Here is a 7,448-nt window from a genome sequence, read left to right as displayed (position 1 = left end):
GCAATGGAGGTCACTGGCCACGCGCTACGACAAGCTCGCGTTGACCTACCGCTCCGCGGTCGTGCTGCATGCAGTGCTCATCTGGAGCGCTGCAATCGTGGAATCAGCATAAGGAGACACGCCCTAGCGCGTAGTGTCCTCCCCCCTGTGCGCGGGCCTTGGCGAATCCATGGGAGAAAGCCCACGTTCCGGGCCGCCGGTAAGGATTGTGTGAAACCCTGTTGGCAATGAGTTCTTCCTCCAAGCCCCCACCCCGCCTAACGAAGGGCAGCTCACTGCTCCCCTGGTACGGCGCACTGGTGCTGCTGGCTGCCCTCTTTTTGGCCTGCTACAGCTTCTTCGTCCGGACCAAGCTCGGGCAATGGATCGATGAGGCTGCCCTGCTGGGTGGCGAGGCGTTCCTGGCTGCGGACAAGACCCGGGGGCCCGCACTGGCCTTCCTGGACCACATGCCGGCGGCCTCGGCGCTGCTGGCCGGCGGCTTCATCCTCTTCGCCCTGGTCCGCAGGCGCGATTTCCTGCGCCCCGCGGTGGCCGGGGCCCTGTTGCTGGGCGCCGCCGGATCCACCCAATTGCTCAAGCACGTGGTGTTGGTGCGGCCGGATTTGAACATCTCGGGTGCCTCGATGAATTCGTTCCCCTCGGGGCACACGGCCTTCGCCGCCGCGGCCATGGCAGCGATCTTCATTGTCGTCCCCGTGGCGCACCGGCCGCCGGTGGCCCTGCTGGGCTGGGCCTACGCCGCGGTTGCCGGGGCCTCGACGCTGGTGCTGGGCTGGCACCGCCCCAGCGACGTGATTGCCGCCTACCTGGTGGTTGCCTGGTGGAGCGTGCTGGCCGGGCTGTTCCTGCGCCACGCCCACGGGCGCGGACCGGGGCCCCGCACCACAGCCGCCGGATCCCGGTCGGTCCCCGAGCGGCTCTTGCGCGCGTTGGCGGTGGCGGGCGCCGTGGCGGCGGCAGCGGCACTGGGACTCGCGCTGGCCATGGACCACCCGGCAATCGGTACCGTGCAGAACGGCCCCCTGTTCGTCTTTCTGGCCGCGGGTCTGGCATTGGTCCTGGGCACCGCCATGGCCACGGGATGGTTCGTCCACGAGCTTTTTGCCCGCTACGGGGCACCCATCCGCCGCCGGTTGGTCCGGGGTATGCAGTAGCCGAAGATCCCGGCTCCCAGCAGCGAGATCCCGCCGATCGCCATCACCCCGGCACCCAGCGTCGCCACGGCCACCAGGACCGAGAGCAGCACCGGCCCGGCCATCGCACCGGTGTCGGACATCAACCGCCACAGCCCCAGGAACTTGGGCCGCCCGGCCACCGGCGAGTAGTCGGCACCCAGGGTCATCACGATTCCCGAACCGATGCCGTTGCCGAATCCCAGCACCATGGCCACGGCCAGCATCGTGGGCATGGAATGGGTCAGCGGCAGCAGGAACAGGGCCAGTGACATCACCGCCATGCAGGGCACCGCGACCCAGGCCCGCCCGCGCTTGTCCATGACCTTGCCCGCGGGGTAGAAGATCAACATGTCGATGGCCCCGGAGAACCCGTAGACCAGCGAGATCGTTGCGGCGTCCAGCCCGATGTTTTCGCCCCACAGGGGAAGCACGACCTGGCGGGTGGAGCGCACCGCGGAGATGCAAACGATGCCCAACCCGATCCCCAGCAGGATCCTCCACTGGTCCTTGGCAATGGAAAGCATCGATCCGCCGGCACGGCTTTGGCCTGCTTCCACCGGAGCCCGGGTCTCGAGGTCCGGGATCCACAGGCACACGACCGTGGCAATGGCCATCGCCACCATGCCCACCCAGTAGGCCCCGGCGATGCCCAGCCACTTCATGGCCAGCGTGGCGGCAAAGGGCCCGATGAACACCCCGATGCGCATCACCCCGCCCAGGGTCGACATGGCCCTGGCCCTGAATTCCAGCGGGACGGCCTCGGCCAGATAGGTCTGCCGGGCCAGGTTGAACACGGCCCCGGCCATGCCCAGCATCATCACGCCCACGGCAAAGAGGCCCAGATTCGAGGGCACGATGCCCAGCACCATGCCCAGGGCTGCCCACCCCGCAGCGAAGACCATGGCAAGGCGTTCGCCGACCTTCGTGGTCAGCACCGCGGCGGGGACGTTGGAGATCAGGGATCCGACGCCGACCAAGGTGACGACCAGTGCGGCCGTGGCCAGGTTGGCACCGCGTTCCAGGGCGGACAGGGCGATGATGGGCGTGACGGCACCGAGCCCCAGTCCGTACAGCAGGGAAGGTGAGTACACTTTCACCGCGATACTACGCAGGCTAAAGGGTTGCTCACTCATGTGTTCATCCTACTGAACCGGCTATGGCATGGTTTTGCTCAGCCTTTGCAGGAAGACCGTGGACTGTTCGGGGCCGTAGGGCAGCACTTCCAATTGGTGGGCGGTGGGGTCGAAGCTTCCGGTCGGCCAGGAGCGCACGATGGATTCCCCCTCCAGGATCGCAGCCAGCATCTCGCGGTGCTGTCGGCGCACGAATTCCAGGTCCACCGGGTGTCCGTGCCCGGGAACCACCACCACGTCGGCGTCGCATTCGCGCACGAGCCGGCCCAGCAACTCCGCCCAGTGATAGGGGTCCGAGTCCTCGAAGTTCGGCGGCCCGCCCTCCTCGACCAGGTCGCCGGTGAACAGCACCTTGCCGCAGCGCACGAGCAGGTCCCCACCGGTGTGCCCGGGGCCCAGACCAAAGAGCTGCGCGGTGAAGCCGCCGAGGTCCAGCGTGCCCCCGGTTTCCGCGACGACGTTGCCTGGCACGATGATGCCCGAGTGGTCTCCCTTGCGCAGGGCCATCTCCGGTTCCAGGAAGCGCACCAGCTGACGCTCGGCCTCTCCGCTGCGGCGCAGGTGCTCTATTGCCGCGGCCGTGGCGTGAAAGCCTTCCACGCCCTTTGCGGCAAAGTAGCTGTTGCCAAAGACATGGTCGCCATGGGCATGGGTGTTGACCACAAGCAAGGGGAGGTCGGTGATCTTTCGGATGGCCGCATACAGGCCCGCCGCTTCCCGCGGCCCGGAGCCGGTGTCGATGACAGCGGCGCGGTCCTGGCCCACGATCAGGCCGGTGTTCATGGAAAATCCGTGGTTGAGCAGCCGCCAGCAATGCGGGGCAAGCTGTTCCACTCTGGGTACCAAGGGCTGCTTCATAGCGGGTCCCCAATTCCTCGGTGCCGGGCGGTGCCGGTGTTTTGGCGATATCCACATTCTGCATGAAAATCCGTCCAGGCAAAACCAATTCCCCGGAGACCGCATGGGCATGCCGGGGAATCGAGTTGCACCACCGCGGAACGGGAGGTGCTAGGGAACGGTGATCTTGATCTTCCCGAAGGGGACGGTCTCGTCAACGAAGGCCTGTTCGGAATGGCCGCCGAGCCCGCGGATGTGCACCCCGTACTTGCCCTCGGCCATGGACTCCCGGAAGATCGGCAGGACAGTTTCGATGTGGAGTTCGTCCTTGCCTACAAGGTAATGCTCGTATTCAGCAGGTAGCTTTTCCATGGCATCAGGATAGTTGGTCGCCGCGGCTTTCAATAGGGGTGGTGGGAAGCTGGTCCAGGGTCCGGCCGAAGCGGTTGGCGCTGGCGACCCGAATACTGCACCGGCGGCCGTATCCCATGTATCCCCCGGCAGCGGATGCGCAGGTGCCCTCGGCGAGGGTCCACGAGGAACCTGTCGCCGCGGGCACCCGCATGGCCGCGATGCGGAAATCCGTTACAGGTCCGCCAGCACCGAGGCCGGGTTCTCCATCGCGTCGGCCACGAAGCGCAGGAAGCCCGCGGCCGTGGCGCCGTCACAGACCCGGTGGTCGAACGCCAGTGTCAGCTCGGTGAGCTTGCGGACCGCGAGTTCCCCGTCCACGACCCACGGCTTGTCGATGATCCGCCCGACGCCCAGGATCGCGACCTCCGGGTAGTTGATGATCGCTGCGGACCCGTCGACACCGAAAACCCCGTAGTTGTTCAGGGTGAAGGTGCCGCTGGTGAGCTCGGCGACCGTGGCCTTGCCAGCACGGGTGACCTCCGTCAGTCGTGCAAGTTCGGCATTGAGGCCGCGGGCGCTGAGCTGCTGGGCGTTGCGGATGGACGGGACCATCAGGCCCCGTTCGGTCTGCGCGGCAATGCCCAGGTTGATGCCGTCGAAGCCGATGATCTCGGCTTCGCCCTGCGCGTTGTACTCGATGCGGGTGTTCAGCGCCGGGTACTTTTGCAGCCCGGCAACCACGAAGCGCGCAATGAAGGCCAGCAGTCCCGGGGTGTTTTCCGGGTTGGTGGATTTCATGGCAGAACGCATCTGCAACAGGTTGGTGGCGTCCACGTCCACCCACACCGTGGCCTCGGGGATCTCGCTGCGCGAGCGGCTCATGGCCTGGGCGATGGTCTTGCGCACGCCGTTGATCGGGGTCCTGGAGGAAATCCCCAGGCCCGAGCGCGCATCGATGCCGCCTTCGACTGCGGACGCCGCGGCCGCCGCGGGAACAGCCACGCGTGCCGGTTCGGCGAACGGTGCCGCGGTCCGTGCCGCCGGCGCTGGCGTTGCGGTGGCAGCCGCCTCGACGTCCGAACGCAGCACCAGCCCGCCGGCACCGCTGCCGTTGAGCGTGGCGATGTCGATGCCGTGGTCCCTGGCCAGCTTGCGCACCAACGGGGAGATCACCAGCGGTGCGCGGCGCGGCGCGGCAGCGGCGGTCACCCCGATGGCGGTGGCAGGTGCGGTGCCGGCTCCGGGGCGCGGGCGGCGCTTGCGTGCCTTGGCCGAGAGGCCCTCCGGGGTTCCGTAGCCGATCAGCACGTTGCCCGAGCCTTCGCTCGCCGGGGCCTTGGCTCCGGCCCGCTCCTCCTCGCGGTAGCTTTGGGCGACCTCACGCTCCGGGATGCCGGACTTGGGTTCCGCGGCGGGCGCTGCCGGGGCCACCGCGCCTTCCTCCAGCACGGAGAACAGCGGAGCGTCAACGAGCATCATCTGGCCCTCGGCTCCGTGCAGCTCGTGCACGGTCCCGGCGTAGGGGCTTGGCACCTCCACCATCGACTTGGCGGTTTCCACCTCGGCGATCGGCTGGTCGATGACGATGGTGTCGCCCACGGCAACCAGCCACTTGACCAGCTCGGCCTCGGTCAATCCCTCACCGAGGTCCGGCAACAAAAAGGTTTTCACGCTCATGCCCCTTCCTCCCATTGCAGTGCATCCACGGCATCCAGGATGCGGTCGACGGACGGCAGGTAGTACTTCTCGAGTTTCGGTGCCGGGTACGGGGTGTCGAACCCTGTCACGCGCAGCACCGGAGCGGCCAGCGAGTGGAAGCACCGCTCCTGGATCCGGGCGACGATCTCGCTGGAGACCGAGGCGAAGCCCGGGGCCTCGGCAATGACCACGGCGCGCCCGGTCTTGCGGACCGACGCGCAAATCGTCGCGTCATCCAGCGGAACAATGGTGCGCACGTCGATGACCTCGAGGCTGCGGCCCTCCAAGGCTGCCGCCTCGGCCGCGGCCATGGCGGTGGACACCGAGGGGCCGTAGGCGATCAGCGTCGCGTCGGTGCCGGAGCGTGCGATGGCAGCCCGGCCCTCGGTCGGCGGCACGGCGTCGGTCTCGTGCGAGAGCCGCAGCGCCTCCAAGTCCACCTGCTCCTTGGTCCAGTACAGCTTCTTGGGTTCCATGAAGATGACCGGGTCCGGGGAGTCGATGGCCTCGCGCAGCATCAGGTACGCGTCGCGCACCGTCGCCGGGGTGAAGACCTTCAGCCCCGGGGTGTGGGCGTAGTAGGACTCGGAGGAGTCGCAGTGGTGCTCCACTCCCCCGATGCCGCCGGCATACGGGATCCGGATGACCATCGGCAGGGGCATCTTGCCCTTGGTGCGGTTGTGCATCTTGGCCACGTGCGAGGCGATCTGCTCGAAGGCCGGGTAGGCGAAGGCGTCGAACTGCATCTCGATGACCGGGCGCATCCCGTTCATCGCCATGCCGATGGCCATGCCCACGATGCCGGACTCCGCCAGCGGGGTGTCGAAGCAGCGTCCGGTGCCGAAGCGCTTGGTCAGTCCGTCGGTGATGCGGAAGACCCCGCCCAGGACCCCGACGTCCTCGCCGAAGACCAGGACCGATTCCTCAAGGGCCATGGAGTCGGCCAGCGCGGTGTTCAGGGCCTTGGCAAACGTGACCGGCTGCGTGCCGGCGTCGGCGGTGCGTGCCGCGGCAGCGGCGGTGGCGGCCGAAACGTTGCCGTTGGCCGCCGAAGAAGTGGTTACCGTGGGGCTCATTTTGCGTCCTCCTCGCGGGCGAGTTCGTCGGCGAGCATCGCTGCCTGCTCGGCCATCTGGGTGGTGGGTGTCGAATAGACGTGGGCGAACAGGTCGGCCGGGTCCGGAACGTTCTCGGAGTTCATGCCGTCGCGCAGGTTCTTGGCGACGGCCTCGGCATGGGCCGCGATCCGCTCCTCGGTGTCCTGGGGCAGCAGTCCGGCATCGGCCAGGTAGGTGCGCATGCGGGTGACCGGGTCCTTGGCGATCCAGCCCTGGACCTCGGAATCCTCGCGGTAGCGGGTGGCGTCATCGGCGTTGGTGTGTGCCTGCATCCGGTAGGTGTGGGCCTCGACCAGCAGCGGGCCGTTGCCCTCGCGGGCCAGGCGGACCGCACGGCCCAGCACGGCCAAAAGGGCCACCAGGTCGTTGCCGTCCACGCGCTCGCCGGCCATGCCGTAGCCAACGGCCTTGTGGGCCAGGGAAGGGGCAACAGACTGCTGGGACAGCGGCACCGAGATCGCGTACTGGTTGTTCTGCACGAAGAAGATCACCGGCAGGTTGAAGACCGCCGCGAAGTTCAGTGCCTCGTGGAAGTCGCCCTCGCTGGTGGCGCCGTCGCCGCACATGGCCAGCACCACGGTGTCCTCGCCGCGAAGCTTGGCCGCATGGGCCACGCCCACCGCGTGCAGCAGCTGGGTGGTCAACGGCGTGGATTGGATCGAGACCTTGTACTGCTTCGGGTCGTACCCGCTGTGCCAGTCCCCGCGGAACCCGGCCATCACCTCCATGGGTGCCACGCCCTTGGCCATCACCGCGACGGTGTCGCGGTAGGTGGGGAACATCCAGTCGTCTTCGCCCAGGCACAGGGCTGCTGCCACCTGGCAGGCCTCCTGCCCGTGGCTGGAAGGATAGACGGCCATGCGTCCCTGGCGCACCAGTGCGGAATTCTGGTCGTTGACGCGGCGGCCGATGACCAGTTGCTCGTAGGCGTCCACCAGGGCCTTGGGGCTCGGCAACGGATATTCGTGGCCGGGTTCGGCCCCTTGCTGCCCCGAGGGGTGCAGCTTCCCATTGATGTCGAGCATGTGGATTTCGGTGCGCGCCGGGAGCATGTAGTCCTCGGGGGTGATCCCGAATTTGCTGCTCACCTGCTCGATTGCATCGCGTGGTTCGGTGGTCGTCACGGTTCA

The 7,448-nt window shown here is 67.6% G+C and carries 7 protein-coding genes; 1 reads left to right on the top strand and 6 read right to left on the bottom strand.

Annotated features, from left to right (window positions below; genetic code table 11):
* The first annotated feature begins 227 nt into the window (after positions 1-227).
* A complete protein-coding gene (locus tag DQ353_RS05770) occupies positions 228-1,157 on the top strand; it encodes a phosphatase PAP2 family protein (protein ID WP_113761817.1) in 930 nt (309 codons plus the stop codon).
* Here the strand turns inward: DQ353_RS05770 and DQ353_RS05765 are convergent.
* The 6 genes from DQ353_RS05765 to DQ353_RS05740 all read right to left on the bottom strand — a co-directional run bounded on the left by DQ353_RS05765 (position 1,112) and on the right by DQ353_RS05740 (position 7,442).
* The gene (locus DQ353_RS05765; RefSeq protein WP_113761816.1) at positions 1,112-2,311 is read right to left on the bottom strand and encodes an MFS transporter; all 1,200 of its coding nucleotides are present in this window, start codon (positions 2,309-2,311) and stop codon (positions 1,112-1,114) included. The two genes, DQ353_RS05770 and DQ353_RS05765, sit on opposite strands and share 46 nt — an antisense overlap.
* A gap of 21 nt (positions 2,312-2,332) precedes the next feature.
* On the bottom strand, positions 2,333-3,145 hold the full coding sequence (locus DQ353_RS05760) for an MBL fold metallo-hydrolase (protein ID WP_181578261.1): 813 nt from the start codon (positions 3,143-3,145) through the stop codon (positions 2,333-2,335).
* Between the two features lie 174 nt (positions 3,146-3,319).
* Positions 3,320-3,520, bottom strand: a complete 201-nt coding sequence (locus tag DQ353_RS05755; protein WP_113761814.1) for a hypothetical protein — start codon at positions 3,518-3,520, stop codon at positions 3,320-3,322.
* A 213-nt stretch (positions 3,521-3,733) separates the two neighbouring features.
* Positions 3,734-5,179: a dihydrolipoamide acetyltransferase family protein gene (locus DQ353_RS05750; RefSeq protein ID WP_113761813.1), complete on the bottom strand. Its 1,446-nt coding sequence runs from the start codon at positions 5,177-5,179 to the stop codon at positions 3,734-3,736.
* Positions 5,176-6,276 (bottom strand): alpha-ketoacid dehydrogenase subunit beta, encoded by a 1,101-nt coding sequence (locus tag DQ353_RS05745; protein ID WP_113761812.1) that lies wholly within the window; start codon positions 6,274-6,276, stop codon positions 5,176-5,178. Before DQ353_RS05745 ends, DQ353_RS05750 begins: the two co-directional genes overlap by 4 nt.
* Positions 6,273-7,442 carry a thiamine pyrophosphate-dependent enzyme gene (locus DQ353_RS05740; protein ID WP_113761811.1) on the bottom strand — a complete coding sequence of 390 codons (1,170 nt, stop codon included), beginning with the start codon at positions 7,440-7,442 and terminating at the stop codon, positions 6,273-6,275. The genes DQ353_RS05745 and DQ353_RS05740 overlap by 4 nt, the downstream gene beginning before the upstream one ends.
* Between the last annotated feature and the right edge of the window lie 6 nt (positions 7,443-7,448).

This window comes from Arthrobacter sp. AQ5-05 (genome assembly GCF_003287975.1).
Classification (GTDB): domain Bacteria; phylum Actinomycetota; class Actinomycetes; order Actinomycetales; family Micrococcaceae; genus Paeniglutamicibacter.
Note: the sequence above shows the minus strand (reverse complement) of the source record. Positions and strands in the feature narration are given on the sequence as shown.

Coding starts and splice junctions, on each gene's coding strand:
- DQ353_RS05770 (WP_113761817.1), top strand. CDS start 228: ATGAGTTCTTCCTCCAAGCCCCCACCCCGCCTAACGAAGGGCAGCTCA.
- DQ353_RS05765 (WP_113761816.1), bottom strand. CDS start 2,311: ATGAGTGAGCAACCCTTTAGCCTGCGTAGTATCGCGGTGAAAGTGTAC.
- DQ353_RS05755 (WP_113761814.1), bottom strand. CDS start 3,520: ATGGAAAAGCTACCTGCTGAATACGAGCATTACCTTGTAGGCAAGGAC.
- DQ353_RS05750 (WP_113761813.1), bottom strand. CDS start 5,179: ATGAGCGTGAAAACCTTTTTGTTGCCGGACCTCGGTGAGGGATTGACC.
- DQ353_RS05745 (WP_113761812.1), bottom strand. CDS start 6,276: ATGAGCCCCACGGTAACCACTTCTTCGGCGGCCAACGGCAACGTTTCG.